Origin of the sequence: Streptomyces roseirectus (assembly GCF_014489635.1) — a bacterium.
In the GTDB taxonomy this organism is placed as follows: Bacteria; Actinomycetota; Actinomycetes; order Streptomycetales; family Streptomycetaceae; genus Streptomyces; species Streptomyces roseirectus.
In genome coordinates, this window is record NZ_CP060828.1 from 7,911,803 (window position 1) to 7,926,207 (window position 14,405).

The following is a 14,405-nucleotide window of genomic DNA, read 5'->3' on the forward strand; positions in this document are numbered from 1 at the left end:
GGCACGCGGTCCCCTCAAGGGTAAAGGACGGGCAAAGCGGCCTGGCTAGCCCAGCGGCTTCACCCATCGCCGCCACTTCTCCTCGGGCGTGTACCCCGCCGCGCCCCAGGCATGGTGCGCGGTCTCGTTGCGCGTGAGCACCATCGCGTCCGCCCGCCGCCCGCCCAGCGCCGTGAAGCGCTCCTCGGCGGCGGTCAGCAGCGCCGAGCCGATGCCCCGGCGACGCCGGTCCGGATGGACGGCCAGCCGGTACAGGTGGCAGCGCCAGCCGTCGAACCCGGCGATCACCGTGCCGACCAGCTCGCCCCCGGACTCCGCGAGGAGCAGCGCCCCGGGGTCACGGGCGACCAGCCGCTCGACGCCCGCGCGGTCGTCGCTGATGCTCGTCCCCTCGGCGGCGGTCTTCCAGAAGGCGAGCACGGTGTCCAGGTCGTCGGGCGTCGCGGCCCGTATGCGCAGATCATGCATACGGCGATCACAGCACGCCGGGCACACCCTCGACGGACATTCCGGCATCCGGACGCCCGCCCGCCACCGGCGCCCGGCCCTGGAGCTCCGCGAGCACCGGCCCGAACGCCTCCATGAACCCCTCCAGCACCGTGAAGTACGTGAACCCGTACCGCTCGCGCAGCGCCCGCACCTTCGCCGCGATCTCCGCCTCGCTGCCCACGAGCAGGACCGGCAGCGCGAGCACCTGCTCGGCCGTCAGCCCCGGTATCCGCTCCAGGAGCGGCTGCACGGCGCCCTCCGGGTCGTCGGTCACGATCACCTGCTGGATCAGCAGGTTCCGCTCGGCGGGCTCCGCACGGCCGGCCGCCAACTCCGCGTAGGCCGCGACCCGTTCGTCAAGTTCCTCCGGAGACAGGGGAGTTATCTGCCCCGTCGCGCTCCCCTCGACCACCCGCGCGCCCGCGAAGGCGACGACGTCGGCGTGCTCGGCGGCCAGCCGCAGCATGCGCGTGCCGTTCCCGCCGATCAGCAACGGCACGTGGACGCCGTCCTCCTGACGCTTCCTCAACTCCTCGACCGTGCACCGCAGATGGGTCACCCGCTCACCCGGCGTGCCCCACGGCAGGCCCGCCTCCTCGTGCTCCGCCCGCACATACCCGGCGCCCAGGCCGAGTTCGAGCCGGCCGCCGGTCAGCGCGGCGGTCGTCGACACCTCGCGCGCCAGCAACACCGGGTTGAAGAAACCCGTGTTGAGGACGAACGTGCCCACCCGGGGCCGCGTCGTCACCTGCGCCGCCGCGACCAGCGACGGGAACGGCGCCGGCATCCCGAGATGGTCCGGCACCAGCAGCACGTCGTACCCCAGCTCCTCACCTCGGCGGCACTTCGCACGCCACGCGTCGAGCGGCGTGGGCTCCAGCAGATTGACCCCGAAACGGAACGGACGCGTCATGAACTCCCCCTGATGGTCCTAGGACTTGAACGTTCGTTCGCATCCCATCACCCGGAGGCGATCACCGCCAGTGTGTTCGAGCCGGCTCAGCCCACCGGCCGCCGCGCCACCCCCAGCACGCAGTACGACGCCGGCGACACCGGCCCCGTCGGCGGCACCAACAGCCGCCGGTGCTCCCCGAGTTCGAACCCGGCGCCGACGATCGACGCCACCGGGTCCCGGTCCAGCCGGCACCCCCCGAACAACAGCGGCCACACCGTCCGGTCGAGCCCCCGCTGCACACCCCGCATCACCCGCCCGCCGCCCCGGCCGTGCTCGAAGAACCGCAGCTCGCCACCGGGCCGCAGCACCCGCCGCACCTCCCGCAGCGCCCGCTCCACGTCCCGCACGCTGCACAGCGTCAGCGACAGCACCGCCGCGTCGAACGCCTCGCTCTTGACCGGCAGCGCCTCCGCGACCCCCGGCACGACGTCCACCGGAACCTCCGCCCGCAGCGCCGCGAGCCGCGCCGACTGCCGCAGCAGCCGCTCCGGTTCGAGCGCGACGACCTCGGAGACGGCCGCCGGGTAGTGCGCGAAGTTCAGTCCGTTCCCGGCGCCGATCTCGATCACCCGCCCCGCGAGCCCCGCCAGCAGCTCGGCGCGCAGCGGACCCACGGCCGGCTCGGCCGCGACGCTGAAGCGGGCGTAGAAACGGGCGAACAGCGGATGACGGACGGCGTCCTTGGGGGTGCGCGTCGGCATGCGGGCCTCCTGCACGCGGGCTCTCCCCGCGATTGTCCCCCCGCACCGCCCCCGCGCACCCCCTCGGGACCGAGCGTCAGGCGACGAAGTCGCGCACCTGCTGGTAGACGCCGTGGTCGTTGTTCATCTCGTTGTGCGAGACGCACCCGACCTCGACGTTCGTCGCCCCGCTCAGGATCGCCGTGGTGTCCGGCGTGAGCGCGTCGTCGCAGTTGGACCAGTAGCTCGCGTACGACACGCTGCCCGGCGTCTCGTCACCCGAGTTCAGCGCCGTCAGGAACGCGCTCCCGGTGTTCATCTCCGCGCACGACGTGTAGAGCCACGCGCACAGACCGGCCGTCGTCGTCCCGTGGTTGACGCCCGCCGTCGACACGAAGTCGTCGACATAGGCCGTCCCGCCCAGGTTCTTCAGGTAGTAGCGCGCGCTGAGCGCACCCATGGAATGCGTGACGATGTCGACCTTGGAGGCGCCCGTGCGGGCCAGCACGTTCCGGACCTCCGTGGCCAGCTGCTGCGCGGTCGTGACGTTGGACTGCGACCAGCTGTACGACCACGAGTGCAGCTCGGCCGCCGTGTAGCCGTCCGCCTTGAAGTCCGCGATCCAGTCGTTCCAGCTGCTGGAGTCACTGCTCAGGCCGTGGACGAAGACGATCGGGTTGCGGGCCGCCGCGTGGGCGGAAGGCACCGACAGGGAGAGCGACAGAAGGAGCGAAGCGAACACGGCCGAGACGGCCGCTGCGACACGGCGCATGGGGCGCTGCATGATGCCTCCTGGTGCGGATGGGGTCGCCAGGAGTGTCCGGGCGGTCACACGCGCGCCGCATCGGTGAAATCGCCGGTCTTTACGGCTCAAGTAACCCGCCAGTAACGTGAAGGGCGTGGTGACTCCGGTGACTCCCCCCACGCTCGACCGCACTTCGCCACCGCCCCGCCCGGCCGCCGCCCCCACCGAGGGCGTCCGGGCGCGGATACGCGCGCGTGCGCACGGCGACCTGCTCGCCGCCGCCGAGATCGCGGCGCGGCTGACCGACCGTCAGGCGGCCGGCCTCGACCCCCTGCCCACCGAACCCGCCGACCTCGCGCCCGCGCTCCTGCGCGCGCGAAGACGCGAGGTGCGTGCCCTCCCCGACGACACGCGCCTCCTCCTCCTGCTCGCCGCCGCCGACCAGCACCCCCTCCCCACCCGCGCCTTCCTGCGCGCGGTCGCCGCCGCCGGCCTCGACACCCGCCCCCTGGACGCCGCCGAGACCGCCGGCGTCGCCAGCGCGGGCCCCGACGGCGTCACCTTCCGCGACCCCTGGATCCGCGTCGCCGCCTACGAGACGGCGACCCCCGCCGACCGGCGCGACGCCCACCGCCTCCTCGCGCGCGTGCTCGACGGCCGCGCCGAGGCCCCCCACCGCGCCTGGCACCGGGGCGCCGGCGCCCTCGGACCGAGCGGACGGCTCGCCGGGGAACTCGCCTCGGCGGCGGCCCACGCGCGCGTGGCGGGCGCCCCCGCGCTCGCCCGCGCCCTCACGGAACGCGCCGCCTCCCTCGCCACCGACCCCGCCGCCGGCACCCGCCTCCTCGCCCGCGCCGCCGCCGACGCCTTCGAGTCCGGCGACGCCGACCACGCCCGCCTCCTCGCCGCCCGCACCACCGCCGGCCCCCTCACCGGCGTCCTCGCCCTGCGCACGGGCAACGCGGGCGAGGCGTTCGACGCGGTGCTCGCGGGGGTGACACAGAGGGCTGGAACGTTTCTCCGCGACGGCGCCCCTCATAACGGCGCCCCTCACAGCGGCGCCCCTCACGAAGACATCCCCCACCTCCTCGCCCGCGCCACCGAAGCCGCCGTCTACACCGGCGACCTCCGCCGCTGCCGCGAAGCCCTCGCCCAAGCTCGCCGCGCCGGCATCGACCCGCCCGGCGTCCTGCCCGGCCTCGCCGCCGCCGTCGACGGCCGCTACGGCGACGCGCGCGACCTCCTCCAGGCCGCCGCAGGCCACTGCGGACCCGGCGGCGACCCCACCCTCCTCGTGCACGCCGGCATCGCCGCCCTGCTGCTCGGCGACCACACCCGCGCCGCCACCGCGACCCTCAGGGCGGCCGAGGCCGCGCGGGCGAGGGGCGCCGCCGGGACGGTCGTCCAGGCGCGCGAGTTCCGCGTGTACGCCGACTTCTGGACCGGACGCCCCCGGGCGGCGGAGACGGCGGCCCTGGAGGCGCTGCGGGAGGCGTACACGACCGGGCAGGACAACGCGGCCTGCCACCTCCAGGCGGCCCTCGCGATGTTCGCGGCGCTCACCGGGGACGCCGACCTGTGCCGCGAACGCGCCGCCACCGCCCGCGCCCACGCCCTCGCGCACGGCCTCGGACTGCCCGCCGCGCTCGCCCAGTGGGCCCTCGCCGTCCTCGACCTCGGCACCGGACGCTTCGACGCGGTCGCCGCCCGCCTGCGCGCCCTCGCCGGGTTCGGCCCCGGCCACGGCCACCGTGCGATCCGCCACCTCGCCACCCCGGCCTACGTCGAGGCCGCCGTCCGCACCGGCGACACCGGCGTCGCGAAGACCGCGCACGCCGACTACGACCGCTGGGCGCGGACCGTGCGCAGCGCCGACGACCTCGCGCTGAGCGCCCGCTGCCGGGCCCTGCTCACCCCGGGCGCGGCGGCCGTCGACCACTACCGCGCCGCCCTCGACCTGCACGCCGGCGGCACCCGCGACGTCGAACGGGCCCACACCGAGCTGCTGTTCGGCAGCGCGCTGCGCCGTCTGCGCCGCCGCACCGAGGCGCGGGACCGGCTGCACAGCGCCCTGGAGGCGTTCACCTCCTTCGGCGCCCCGCACTTCGCCGACCTCGCCCGCGCCGAACTACGGGCCCTGGGCGCCCCGGCGGCCCCTCTACGCGCGTCCGCCGCGCCCGAGGGCCCGCAATCCTCCCTCACCGCCCAGCAGTTGCTGGTCGCCCGCATGGCCGCCGACGGCGCCACCAACCGCGAGATCGCCGCCCGCCTCGCCCTGAGCCCCCGCACGATCGACCACCATCTCCGGGGCGTCTTCACCCGGTTGGGCATCAGATCCCGGATCGAACTGGTCCGGATCCTGGCGGAGACCCCGTGACGGGAGGGGGCGAGCCTGCCTCGCCCACACGGCCCGCGCCCCGCACCTTCGCGAACCGGGGCGCTCGCCGGCTCGCCCCGCAGGCCCGCGTTCCCGCAGGCCGCGCTCCCGCGAACCCGCCGCGCGAACCCCGCCCCGCAGGCTCCCCCAAGCTCCCCCCCAGCTCACCCCGCCCACCTCACCCCCGCTCCCAACTCCCCACGTCCCACACCCCGTCCAACCGTCCTCCCAGCCAACTCCCCGCAGCCGCACGGAACTCGGCCGGTGTCAGCGCGCCCGCCCCCGCCGGCACCGCCCCCAGCAGCGGCGCCCCCGCGACCACCGGCAGATCGTCCACGTTGCACCGCATCGCCAGATCGGGCGAGGCCGGCCAGCTCCCGATGACCACCCCGGCCAACTCGACCCCCCGGGACCGGAGTTCACGGGCCGTCAGTTCCGTCGTGTTCAGCGTCCCCAGCCCCGCCGAGGCCACCAGCAGCACCGGCGCCCCCAGCAGCGCGGCGACGTCCGCGAGGGTCCCGCCCTCCTCGTCGAACCGCACGAGAAGACCGCCCGCCCCCTCGACGAGGACCACGTCGTGATCCACCGCCAGCTTCCGGGCCCGCTCGACCACATCGTGCGGGCGGACGGGGGCAAGTCCCGCGCGGCGGGCGGCCGTTGCCGGGGCCAGCGGCTCGGGGAAGCGCGCGCACTCGGCGGTCGTGACGGCGCCCGCGAGACGCGCGACCTCGTCGGCGTCCCCCCGCTCGTCCGGCCCGACGCCGGTCTGCGCGGCCTTGAGGACCGCGACCGTACGGCCCGCCGCGACGGCCGCGGCGGCGACCGCCGCCGTCACGACCGTCTTGCCGACCTCCGTGCCCGTCCCCGTGACGACCAGGACCGTCATGCTCATCCCTCCCGCGCGGCGGCGCACACCGCGCGCGTGATCCGGGCGACGTCGTCGTCGCCGGTGACGTACGGCGGCATCGTGTAGACGAGGTCGCGGAACGGCCGCAGCCACACGCCCTCGCGCACGGCCGCGGCCGTGGCCGCCGCCATGTCGACCAGGTGGTCCAACTGGACGACCCCGATGGCCCCGAGGACCCGGACGTCCGCAACACCCTTCAGCGAAGAGGCCGTCGCCAGCCCCTCCCGCAGCCCCGTCTCGATCCGCTTCACCTCGGCCGCCCAGTCCTGCGCGAGCAGCAGCTCGATCGAGGCGCGGGCGACGGCGGCGGCCAGCGGATTGCCCATGAACGTCGGCCCGTGCGCCAGCACCGGCACCTTGCCCCGCGAGATCCCCTCGGCCACCCGCGACGTGCACAGCGTCGCCGCGAGCGTCAGATAACCGCCGGTCAGCGCCTTGCCGACGCACATCACGTCCGGCGTGACGCCCGCGTGGTCCGCCGCGAACAGGGCGCCCGTGCGGCCGAACCCGGTCGCGATCTCGTCGAACACCAGCAGCACGCCGTGCGCGTCGCACGCCTCGCGCAGCACCCGCAGGTAGGCGGGGGAGTGGAAGCGCATCCCGCCCGCGCCCTGCACGACCGGTTCCACGATCACGGCGGCCAGTTCGTCCGCGTGGCGCTCGATCGCGGCGCGCAGCTCGTCGGCGTACGCCTCGTCGAACTCCGCCGGCGGCGCGCCGACGAAGAGCTGGCGGGGCAGGACGCCGGACCACAGCTCGTGCATCCCGCCCTCGGGGTCGCACACCGACATGGGGTGCCAGGTGTCGCCGTGGTAGCCGCCGCGCCAGGTCAGCAGCCGCCGCTTGCCCGGCCGGCCGAGCGAACGCCAGTACTGGAGGCACATCTTGACCGCGACCTCGACCGACACCGACCCCGAGTCCGCGAGGAACACGTGCTCCAGGCCCTCGGGGGAGATGTCGACCAGCGTCTTCGCGAGCAGGACGGCGGGCTCGTGGGTCAGCCCGCCGAACATGACGTGGCTCATCCGGCCGAGCTGATCGCGCGCGGCCTCGTCCAGCGCCGGGTGCCGGTAGCCGTGGATCGCCGACCACCACGACGACATGCCGTCCACCAGCTCGCCCCGCCCGTCCGCGAGCCGCAGCCGTACCCCGCTCGCCGACTCCACGACGAGCGGTTCGGCCACGCCCGGCATCGGGCCGTACGGATGCCAGACGTGCCGCCGGTCCAGCTCCAGCAGTTCGCGCACGTCAGGCATTCGGCGCGAGGTCCGTTCCCACCCCGCGCCGGCGGACGGCGACGAGGTCGGGTCGGGCGTCACCCGCGGCGGACGGCACAGCCGCCGGCGCCGACTCCGCCGTCCCGCAGACACCGCCACCGCCGCAGCCGTCACCCTCGTTCGACCCGCACCCGGCGGACGCGTGCGCCCGGTGCTCCGGCAGCGTCACCTGGTCGGTGCCCTCCACCTCGAACCCGGCGTCGGCGATCATGTCGAGGTCCGCCTGCCCGGCCTGGCCCTCGGTCGTGAGGTAGTCGCCGAGGAAGATCGAGTTGGCGAGGTGCAGCGCGAGCGGCTGCATCGAGCGCAGGTGCACCTCGCGCCCGCCCGCGATCCGCACCTCGATGTCCGGGCACACGAACCGGACCATCGCGAGGATCCGCAGGCAGTGCTGCGGACTGAGGTGCCACTCCTTGGCGAGCGGGGTCCCCTCGACGGGGATGAGGAAGTTGACCGGCACCGAGTCCGGGTCGAGGGCGCGCAGCGAGAACACGACGTCGACCAGGTCCTCGTCGCGCTCGCCCATCCCCGCGATCAGCCCCGAGCAGGCCGACAGGCCGGCCGCGTGCGCCTTCTGGACGGTGTCGACGCGGTCCGCGTACGTGTGGGTCGTGGTGATCTCGCCGTACGTCGACTCGGACGTGTTGAGGTTGTGGTTGTAGGCGTCGGCGCCCGCCGCGCGCAGCCGCTCGGCCTGGCCGTCGGTGAGCAGCCCGAGGCAGGCGCACACCTCGACGCCCTCGTTCTGGTCCTTGATGGCCTTGATGGTCTCGGAGACGCGGTCGACGTCACGGTCCGTCGGGCCGCGCCCGGACGCCACCAGACAGACCCGCTTCGCGCCCCCGGCGACCCCGGCGGCGGCCGTGCGGGACGCCTCGTCCGGCTTGATCCAGGTGTACTTGAGGATCCCGGTCGTCGAACCGAGGCGCTGGGAGCAGTACGAGCAGTCCTCCGGGCACAGGCCCGACTTGAGGTTGATCAGGTAGTTCAGCTTCACCCGGCGCCCGAACCAGTGCCGGCGCACCTTCCCGGCCGCGGCCACCACGTCCAGCACGTCGTCGTCGGAGGTGCGCAGCACGGCCAGCGCTTCCTCGCGGGTCGGCGACTCGCGCCGAAGTCCCTTGTCCACCAGCGTCGTCAGCAGGTCCATGAGAGCCGATCCTGCCCTGCCGGGCCGCCTGGGGCCAAGGTGGAGACCGCACAACAGACCCCGCGTGACGTGTGGGTATTGCCACACAGTGGGCGGCTTGTCGGGCCGCTAGTGTCTGTCCGCTACCTACAAACCCCGGCTATCCACACACCCCGGAGGGGCCATGGCGTTCGGCTGGATCGACGACCACGCGGACCGGCGCCGCCGCGCCGGACTCGTCCGCACCCTGCGTCCGCGCCCCGCCGCGAGCCCCCTGCTCGACCTCGCGAGCAACGACTACCTGGGCCTCGCCCGCCACCCCGAGGTCACCGGGGCCGCAGCCGAGGCCGCCCGGACGTGGGGCGGCGGCGCCACCGGCTCGCGGCTGGTCACCGGCACGACCGAGCTGCACGCCGAACTGGAGCGCGAACTCGCCGAGTTCTGCGGCGCCGAGGCCGCGCTGGTGTTCTCCTCCGGGTACGCGGCGAACCTCGCGGCGGTGACCGCGCTCGCCCCCGAGGGGACGCTCGTCCTGTCCGACGCCGGCAACCACGCCTCCCTCATCGACGGCTGCCGCCTCGCCCGGGGCGCCGTCCAGGTCGTCGGCCACGCCGACCCCGACGCCGTCCGCAAGACCCTGCGCGCCCACGACGGCGACGCGCTCGTCGTCTCCGACACCGTCTTCTCCGTCGACGGCGACGCCGCGCCCCTGGACCGACTCGCGTACGCCTGCCGGGAGACGGGCGCCGGGCTCGTCGTGGACGACGCGCACGGGCTCGGGGTGCTCGGCGACGGCGGCCGGGGCGCCCCGCACGCGGCGGGGCTCGCGGGCGCGGACGACGTCGTCGTCACCGTCACCCTGTCGAAGTCGCTGGGCAGCCAGGGCGGCGCGGTGCTGGGGCCCGCGAAGGTGATCGACCATCTCGTCAACGCGGCGCGGACGTTCATCTTCGACACCGGGCTCGCCCCCGCGGCGGCCGGTGCCGCCCTCGCGGCGCTGCGGCTGCTGCGCGCCGAGCCCGGACGGGCGGCGCGCGCCCGCGCGGTGGCGGGCGACCTGCACGCACGCCTGACGGCCGCGGGTCTGGACGCGGTACGTCCGGACGCCGCGGTCGTCTCCGTGCGCGCGCCCTCTCCCGGGTCGGCGGTCCGCTGGGCCGCCGACTGCCGGGAGGCGGGTCTCTTCGTGGGGTGTTTCCGGCCCCCGTCCGTGCCCGACGGTGTGTCACGGCTGCGGCTGACCGCCCGCGCGGACCTCTCCGGGGAAGAGGTGGCCCGCGCGGTGCGGGTGATCGACGCGACACGGCCATGAGTCGGCGGGCACGACCGTGAACGGTGCGATCAGAGTGCCGAGGTGAACACCGACCAGCTCCCCGGGGTGAAGAGCAGCGCGGGTCCGGTGGGGGACTTGGAGTCGCGGACCGCGAGGAGACCCGTGGACGGGGCCGTTTCCACGCAGTTGTTGGCTCCGGTGCTGTAGCTGCTGCGCAGCCAGTGAGCGACCTGCAACGAGCTTGCGGAAGGTACGTTCCGAGGCAGTGCTGTCATGGGGGTGCCTCCTTACGCGCCGTCACCTATCCCGGCGATGTAATCCAACGAGTCCTCGGGTGAAAGGGCGTGGATCTGAAGGTTGGTGAAAGCCTCCGAGTAGGCCCGGAGGTCTTCTTTCCCCTCAAGGTGATGACTACTCGTCAAGTGGTCGAGAACGACCACATCCAGATCAGAAACGCTCGAAAACGAGAAGACAACGAAAGGCCCGGTGACGCCGATATGCGCCCCCGCGGTGAACGGCAGTACCTGCAGCCGCACTTGGGGAAGTCGCGCGTCCTCCAGAAGCCGTTCCAACTGCGCCGCCATCACCTCGGGACCGCCCACCTGACGGCGCAGCACCGCCTCGTCGAGGACGGCGCTCAGCAGCAGCGGCGGGTCCCCGCGCAGCACGTCCTGCCGGGCCAGACGCACCTCCACCAGCGCGTCCAGCTGCTCCTCGTCCACACCCTCCAGGGCCGAACGGGTCACCGCGCGGGCGTACTCGGGGGTCTGCAGGAGCCCCGGGACCACGGTCGTCTCCAGCGTGCGCATCGCGCTCGCCTGCGACTCCAGGCTGATGAAGTCCCGGTACGTGGGCGGCAGTACACCCCGGTAGGCGTGCCACCAGTGGTCCCGGCCGACGCCCTCGTCGACCCCGGCGAGCACCAGCATCAGCTCCCGCAGCCGATCGTCACGCACCCCGTAGGCGTCCAGCAGCAGCGCCACATCGGCCGGTTTCGCACTGCTGGTGCCCGTCTCGATCCGGCTCACCTTCGACTGGTGCCAGCCCACCAGGCGGGCCGCCTCGCCGCTCGTCAGCCGGGCCCGGTTGCGTAACGCACGCAGTTCCGCGCCCAGTTTGCGGCGCCGTACCGCGGGGCCGTGTTGCATGGCCTTCTCCTCACTCCCCATTACTCCCAAAGCGTCGCTCAAATCCGCTCTGCCGTGGCAGAGTTCACCGCTTCGAGCGACAGATATATGCACATCCTGGTGGATCGCCGCACAGGACGCCCGGGAAATGGCAGTCTGACGGTGAAGCACCAGTCCGGGACCGTACTCGAACCATCCGCTCCGTGTCGGACAGTCGGTCCCGTGGGAAAGGGACGACGTCGCCATGGCAGACCACCTGGAAGCATCCGTCACCCTGCCGAGCGACCCCGTCTCGGTCGCCGCGGCCCGCACCTTCACCGCGGGCACGCTCGCGGAGTGGGGCCTGCCGCCCGGCGCGGACCTCGCCGAGACCATCCGCCTGATCGTCTCCGAACTCGCCACCAACGCCGTCCAGCACACGCTCGGCCAGTCCCCGACCTTCACCGTCGACCTCGTCCTCGACCGGGACGAGCAGGTCAGCGTCGGCGTCACCGACAGCCATCCCCGGTTCCCCAAACGCCTCCCGGCCGCTGTCCAGCAGGACAACGGCCGGGGGATGGTGATCATCCGCTCACTGGCGGCGGAGTGCGGCGGGCGGCTCACGGTCCGGCCCACGTCGGAGGGCGGCAAGACGGTCGCCTGCGCGCTCCCCTGGCCGGTGCCGGCCCGGCAGGACTCCTGACCTACTTCACGCGGCCGTACCAGACGCTCTTGGTCCAGATCTTCTGCAGCCGTACGACGTCACCGGTCTTCGGCGAGTGCCACAGCTTGTTCGCGCCCGCGTATATGCCCACGTGGTAGACGTTCGAGCCCGAGTGGAAGAAGACCAGGTCCCCCTTCTGCCGCTTCGACGCGGAGATGTGCTTGGTCCTGTTGTACTGCTGGGACGCCGTGCGCGGCAGGGACTTGCCCGCCTTCTTGAACGCGTACTGCGTGAGCCCCGAGCAGTCGAACCGCTTCGGTCCGGCGGCGCCGTACTTGTACGGGGCGCCCTTCTTGGACGCCGCGACCTGGAGCGCCTTCGTCGAGGCGGTGGCCGCCTCGGCTCCGGAGGCGACACCCGGTACGACCACCGAGCCGCCCACGGCGGCCAGTGCGAAGGCCGAGACCGTACCGGCTCGGACCATCATCGACGGGACACGATTGAGCGCAGTCATGCGCAACCCTTCGTCAACCGCCTGTGAAGGATGACCTGTCGGATTCGGGCTGGCGAAGTTGGCCCGGCCGTGTCACCACGGCTTCACCCCAAGGGCTGCTCGGTGCGGCCATGGCGTGACCGTTCCGGCGACCCGTACTGCCTGGGTCCTCCACTCCTGCCGATGCACTCCTGTCGACTCGGTCATCCGGGCGGCGGCAGGACTCGGCGTCCACCCGGACCGCCCCGCCTCTGGTGGCGGGGGCTTGTCGTCAGACAGGGATCTTGACTCACTCGTGACCGGAATACCCAACGAATCCGAGGATTTGTGGCCTTACTCACGACTGGGCCATTCGGGTGAACAGTTCACACGGGGGCAACGTGTCCGTCACTCGACCAGCCCTCGAACAGGGCGGAAATGCCCCGGTCCGCACCCCGTATCCGCAGGTTGCGCAACCGCTGAGGGCCGCCCGGGGGAAACCTCGTTACGCCGAACGGGGGTCTTGGCCACGCCACTTCCGACACCCCTCGCCCCGTCGGCGGGCGCTGCGTCATCACGCACCCCGCGACGGGGCCGTACGTCCTTCGGCGGGAGCGCGGGGGCAGGCACACGCGCGTGGCGCGAGGGGGGCGGCACGCGTGCGTGCTTCTGTGCTTCGTGCGTCCTCCGGTGCGCCTCCCGGTGTCCCCCCTCTGATGTTTCGGGCGCTTTCGGGTGGTTCAGGGCGCTTTCAGGTGCCGGGAGGCGGCAGGTTCACCCGGGCCGTGCGGCGCTCGCCGTCCAGGACGCGCAGGGCGCGGGCCAGGGTCGGGGCGTGCAGTTCGTGTTCGCCGCGCTGGTGCATCAGCGTCAGGGCGTCACGCAGCGCCGCCGCCTTCGTCACCAGGGCCTGGGCCGCCCTCAGGCCCCGGTAGGTGTCGCCGTCCCGGCTCGGGTTGATGCGGCCCACCAGGTCGACGACCTCCAGGTAGTGGTCGACGAGGTCGGCCTCCGCGCGGGTCAGCGCCGGCAGCGGCGGGAGTTCCGGCAGCATCCGCCCCCTACCTCCCGCTCGACCTGCGGCTCGGCACGACCCGGTCGACCAGGCCGTACTCCACGGCCGCCGGGGCGTCCAGCACCATGTCCCGCTCGATGTCCTCGGTCACCCGCTCGGGGGCGCGGCCCGTGTGGCGGACGAGCATCTCCTCCAGGAGCGCGCGGGTACGGGTCAACTCCTCGGCCTGGATGGCGAGATCGCTGGCCTGGCCCTGGATCTGACCGGCCTCCGGCTGGCCGATCACCACACGCGCGCCCGGCAGGATCAGCCGCTTGCCCGGGGTGCCGGCGGCCAGCAGGATCGCCGCGGACGAGCCCGCCTGGCCCAGGCAGATCGTCTCCACGTCGCAGCTGACGTAGCGCATCGTGTCGTAGATCGCCGCCATCGCCGTGAACGAGCCGCCGGGCGAGTTGATGTAGAGCGAGATGTCCTGGTCCGGGTCCCGGTACTCCAGGTGCATGAACTGGGCCATCACGTCGTTCGCCGACACGTCGTCCACCGGGGCCCCGAGGAACACGATCCGTTCCTCCAGGAGCTTCGAGTACGGGTCCAGGGTCTTGGTGCCGTGACTCGTGCGTTCGTGGAACTCGGGCAGGACGTGGCGGGCGGTCGGGCGGGTCATGGGTGGCCCCTCTCCTTCGGCTTCTGTTCCGTCGGCGTCTGTAAAAAATGTACAGGACGTACGTGACGTTAGAATGGGGCCATGGCCTACGAGATTCCGGTGACGCAAGCCAGGGCTGAGCTCGCCGACCTGATCAACCGGGTTGTCTACGGCGGCGAACGCGTCGTCGTCACCCGGCACGGAAAACCCCTGGTCGCGCTGGTCTCCGCGGCCGATCTGGAACGCCTCGACGCGCTCGACGTGCCCGTCGAGGAGCCGATCGTCAGCGCGGTGTCGACGGTGCGAGAGGTGACTTCAGCTCCTGGCGAACGGCAGCGGTTCGGGATCGCGGCGGAGCATCGGGGGCCGGGGGTGCGTTGAGGAGGGTGGGGTTCTGCGGGGTTCTTTAAAGGGGGGAGTGCTTGGGGCTCGTGGGGTGCGGGAAAGTGTGCGCGCCCTCGCCGGGATGGCGGGGCGCGCGGTGTGATGAGCGGGGGAGTGGGCTGGGGGTGTCGGGGGTTTCGGGATCGGTCTCGATCGGCGAGTGACAGTCGGGTCGCGGCGCGGTGCCGGTCGGTGACGGCCGGTTTCCGCCCGTGCCGGTCGGCGGGAGACGTCGGTTCCCGGCCCGGCACCGCCGGTGCGAGCCGGTCGGGCCCGGCGCCGGTCCGTG

At 73.3% G+C, this 14,405-nt stretch carries 16 protein-coding genes and 1 riboswitch; of the genes, 4 read left to right on the forward strand and 12 right to left on the reverse strand.

All coding sequences use genetic code 11. The annotated features are described in order from the left end of the window. Window positions 1–45: 45 nt before the first annotated feature. From IAG44_RS34180 to IAG44_RS34195, 4 genes are all read right to left on the reverse strand, one after another. Window positions 46–468: a GNAT family N-acetyltransferase gene (locus IAG44_RS34180; protein WP_187750936.1), complete on the reverse strand. Its 423-nt coding sequence runs from the start codon at window positions 466–468 to the stop codon at window positions 46–48. Between the two features lie 7 nt (window positions 469–475). Then, complete coding sequence (locus IAG44_RS34185; protein WP_187750937.1) at window positions 476–1,402, reverse strand: TIGR03621 family F420-dependent LLM class oxidoreductase; 927 nt, start codon at window positions 1,400–1,402, stop codon at window positions 476–478. An 86-nt stretch (window positions 1,403–1,488) separates the two neighbouring features. Next, window positions 1,489–2,145, reverse strand: a complete 657-nt coding sequence (locus IAG44_RS34190; protein WP_187750938.1) for a class I SAM-dependent methyltransferase — start codon at window positions 2,143–2,145, stop codon at window positions 1,489–1,491. A gap of 76 nt (window positions 2,146–2,221) precedes the next feature. After that, the gene (locus tag IAG44_RS34195) at window positions 2,222–2,908 is read right to left on the reverse strand and encodes an esterase/lipase family protein (RefSeq protein ID WP_187750939.1); all 687 of its coding nucleotides are present in this window, start codon (window positions 2,906–2,908) and stop codon (window positions 2,222–2,224) included. Between the two features lie 115 nt (window positions 2,909–3,023). Here IAG44_RS34195 and IAG44_RS34200 point away from each other — a divergent pair, with 115 nt between their 5' ends. After that, window positions 3,024–5,246 (forward strand): helix-turn-helix transcriptional regulator, encoded by a 2,223-nt coding sequence (locus IAG44_RS34200; protein WP_187750940.1) that lies wholly within the window; start codon window positions 3,024–3,026, stop codon window positions 5,244–5,246. A 178-nt stretch (window positions 5,247–5,424) separates the two neighbouring features. On the opposite strand, the gene bioD is transcribed toward IAG44_RS34200, so the two are convergent. Genes bioD through bioB form a run of 3 tightly spaced genes read right to left on the reverse strand, consistent with a single transcriptional unit; the run spans window position 5,425 to window position 8,580 of the window. Then, window positions 5,425–6,132, reverse strand: a complete 708-nt coding sequence (gene bioD, locus IAG44_RS34205) for a dethiobiotin synthase (RefSeq protein ID WP_187752965.1) — start codon at window positions 6,130–6,132, stop codon at window positions 5,425–5,427. A 2-nt stretch (window positions 6,133–6,134) separates the two neighbouring features. After that, complete coding sequence (locus IAG44_RS34210; protein ID WP_187750941.1) at window positions 6,135–7,409, reverse strand: adenosylmethionine--8-amino-7-oxononanoate transaminase; 1,275 nt, start codon at window positions 7,407–7,409, stop codon at window positions 6,135–6,137. Continuing rightward, window positions 7,402–8,580 (reverse strand): biotin synthase BioB, encoded by a 1,179-nt coding sequence (gene bioB, locus IAG44_RS34215; RefSeq protein ID WP_187750942.1) that lies wholly within the window; start codon window positions 8,578–8,580, stop codon window positions 7,402–7,404. The genes IAG44_RS34210 and bioB overlap by 8 nt, the downstream gene beginning before the upstream one ends. Window positions 8,581–8,743: 163 nt before the next feature. On the opposite strand from bioB, the gene IAG44_RS34220 reads away from it, so the two are divergent. Beyond that, the gene (locus IAG44_RS34220; protein ID WP_187750943.1) at window positions 8,744–9,871 is read left to right on the forward strand and encodes an 8-amino-7-oxononanoate synthase; all 1,128 of its coding nucleotides are present in this window, start codon (window positions 8,744–8,746) and stop codon (window positions 9,869–9,871) included. Between the two features lie 29 nt (window positions 9,872–9,900). Here the strand turns inward: IAG44_RS34220 and IAG44_RS34225 are convergent, their stop codons facing one another. Then, the gene (locus IAG44_RS34225) at window positions 9,901–10,107 is read right to left on the reverse strand and encodes a DUF397 domain-containing protein (RefSeq protein ID WP_187750944.1); all 207 of its coding nucleotides are present in this window, start codon (window positions 10,105–10,107) and stop codon (window positions 9,901–9,903) included. Window positions 10,108–10,119: 12 nt separating this feature from the next. Continuing rightward, complete coding sequence (locus IAG44_RS34230; RefSeq protein WP_187750945.1) at window positions 10,120–10,980, reverse strand: helix-turn-helix domain-containing protein; 861 nt, start codon at window positions 10,978–10,980, stop codon at window positions 10,120–10,122. A 223-nt stretch (window positions 10,981–11,203) separates the two neighbouring features. Here IAG44_RS34230 and IAG44_RS34235 point away from each other — a divergent pair, with 223 nt between their 5' ends. Next, window positions 11,204–11,641 (forward strand): ATP-binding protein, encoded by a 438-nt coding sequence (locus IAG44_RS34235; RefSeq protein WP_187750946.1) that lies wholly within the window; start codon window positions 11,204–11,206, stop codon window positions 11,639–11,641. Between the two features lies 1 nt (window position 11,642). On the opposite strand, the gene IAG44_RS34240 is transcribed toward IAG44_RS34235, so the two are convergent. The 3 genes from IAG44_RS34240 to IAG44_RS34250 all read right to left on the reverse strand — a co-directional run bounded on the left by IAG44_RS34240 (window position 11,643) and on the right by IAG44_RS34250 (window position 13,753). Further along, window positions 11,643–12,116: a C40 family peptidase gene (locus IAG44_RS34240; RefSeq protein WP_187750947.1), complete on the reverse strand. Its 474-nt coding sequence runs from the start codon at window positions 12,114–12,116 to the stop codon at window positions 11,643–11,645. 3 nt (window positions 12,117–12,119) lie between these two features. Continuing rightward, window positions 12,120–12,310, reverse strand: a riboswitch (cyclic di-AMP (ydaO/yuaA leader). A gap of 515 nt (window positions 12,311–12,825) precedes the next feature. Beyond that, on the reverse strand, window positions 12,826–13,128 hold the full coding sequence (locus tag IAG44_RS34245) for a hypothetical protein (protein ID WP_187750948.1): 303 nt from the start codon (window positions 13,126–13,128) through the stop codon (window positions 12,826–12,828). A gap of 7 nt (window positions 13,129–13,135) precedes the next feature. Beyond that, window positions 13,136–13,753 carry an ATP-dependent Clp protease proteolytic subunit gene (locus IAG44_RS34250; protein ID WP_187750949.1) on the reverse strand — a complete coding sequence of 206 codons (618 nt, stop codon included), beginning with the start codon at window positions 13,751–13,753 and terminating at the stop codon, window positions 13,136–13,138. A gap of 81 nt (window positions 13,754–13,834) precedes the next feature. Here IAG44_RS34250 and IAG44_RS34255 point away from each other — a divergent pair, with 81 nt between their 5' ends. Beyond that, on the forward strand, window positions 13,835–14,113 hold the full coding sequence (locus IAG44_RS34255) for a type II toxin-antitoxin system Phd/YefM family antitoxin (RefSeq protein ID WP_187750950.1): 279 nt from the start codon (window positions 13,835–13,837) through the stop codon (window positions 14,111–14,113). Window positions 14,114–14,405 lie beyond the last annotated feature (292 nt).

Bases quoted from the DNA above. Each gene is read 5' to 3' on its own strand.
- IAG44_RS34180 (WP_187750936.1), bottom strand. From the start codon at position 468: ATGCATGATCTGCGCATACGGGCCGCGACGCCCGACGACCTGGACACC.
- IAG44_RS34185 (WP_187750937.1), bottom strand. From the start codon at position 1,402: ATGACGCGTCCGTTCCGTTTCGGGGTCAATCTGCTGGAGCCCACGCCG.
- IAG44_RS34190 (WP_187750938.1), bottom strand. From the start codon at position 2,145: ATGCCGACGCGCACCCCCAAGGACGCCGTCCGTCATCCGCTGTTCGCC.
- IAG44_RS34195 (WP_187750939.1), bottom strand. From the start codon at position 2,908: ATGCAGCGCCCCATGCGCCGTGTCGCAGCGGCCGTCTCGGCCGTGTTC.
- bioD (WP_187752965.1), bottom strand. From the start codon at position 6,132: ATGACGGTCCTGGTCGTCACGGGGACGGGCACGGAGGTCGGCAAGACG.
- IAG44_RS34210 (WP_187750941.1), bottom strand. From the start codon at position 7,409: ATGCCTGACGTGCGCGAACTGCTGGAGCTGGACCGGCGGCACGTCTGG.
- bioB (WP_187750942.1), bottom strand. From the start codon at position 8,580: ATGGACCTGCTGACGACGCTGGTGGACAAGGGACTTCGGCGCGAGTCG.
- IAG44_RS34220 (WP_187750943.1), top strand. From the start codon at position 8,744: ATGGCGTTCGGCTGGATCGACGACCACGCGGACCGGCGCCGCCGCGCC.
- IAG44_RS34225 (WP_187750944.1), bottom strand. From the start codon at position 10,107: ATGACAGCACTGCCTCGGAACGTACCTTCCGCAAGCTCGTTGCAGGTC.
- IAG44_RS34230 (WP_187750945.1), bottom strand. From the start codon at position 10,980: ATGCAACACGGCCCCGCGGTACGGCGCCGCAAACTGGGCGCGGAACTG.
- IAG44_RS34235 (WP_187750946.1), top strand. From the start codon at position 11,204: ATGGCAGACCACCTGGAAGCATCCGTCACCCTGCCGAGCGACCCCGTC.
- IAG44_RS34240 (WP_187750947.1), bottom strand. From the start codon at position 12,116: ATGACTGCGCTCAATCGTGTCCCGTCGATGATGGTCCGAGCCGGTACG.
- IAG44_RS34245 (WP_187750948.1), bottom strand. From the start codon at position 13,128: ATGCTGCCGGAACTCCCGCCGCTGCCGGCGCTGACCCGCGCGGAGGCC.
- IAG44_RS34250 (WP_187750949.1), bottom strand. From the start codon at position 13,753: ATGACCCGCCCGACCGCCCGCCACGTCCTGCCCGAGTTCCACGAACGC.
- IAG44_RS34255 (WP_187750950.1), top strand. From the start codon at position 13,835: ATGGCCTACGAGATTCCGGTGACGCAAGCCAGGGCTGAGCTCGCCGAC.